Origin of the sequence: Rhodococcus sp. LB1, assembly GCF_001583455.1 — a bacterium.
GTDB lineage: Bacteria > Actinomycetota > Actinomycetes > Mycobacteriales > Mycobacteriaceae > Rhodococcus_F > Rhodococcus_F opacus.
This window is the reverse complement of record NZ_LTCZ01000256.1, coordinates 1-536: the sequence shown is the minus strand read 5'-3', so window position 1 is coordinate 536 and position 536 is coordinate 1. Positions and strand designations below refer to the sequence as shown.

Below are 536 nucleotides of genomic sequence, written 5' to 3'. Positions count from 1 at the left end.
AGCGCGAACTCGAGGTCGGCGATGTCCTTCTCCGACAGCGCCGGGACCGACACGTTCATCCCCGGCAGGGACACACCCTTGTTGTTGCTGACCGGGCCACCCTCGGTGACCCGGCAGATCACGTCGTTGCCCTCCACACCGGAGACGACGAGACCGACCTTGCCGTCGTCGACGAGCAGACGGTCGCCGGGCTTGGCGTCCTCGGCGAGCTGCTTGTACGTGGTCGACACCCGATCGTGGGTGCCGTCGACCTCGTCGACGGTGATCCGCACTTCCTCACCGTTGGCCCACGTGGTGCGACCCTCGGCGAACCGGCCGAGCCGGATCTTCGGGCCCTGGAGGTCGGCGAGGACACCGACCGCCTTCCCCGTCGCGTCCGAGGCGGCCCGGACGCGTTTGTAGTTCTCCTCGTGGTCGGCGTGTTCGCCGTGGCTGAAATTCAGCCGCGCCACGTCCATACCGCTTTCGACGAGCTCGCGAATACGGTCACCGGTGGCGGTAGCAGGTCCAAGTGTGCATACGATCTTCGTGCGTCG

At 67.0% G+C, this 536-nt stretch carries 1 protein-coding gene; it reads right to left on the bottom strand.

What is annotated here, in order from left to right:
• A partial coding sequence (locus tag AZG88_RS28485; RefSeq protein ID WP_231914241.1) for a pyruvate kinase occupies window positions 1-536 on the bottom strand: 536 nt, incomplete at both ends.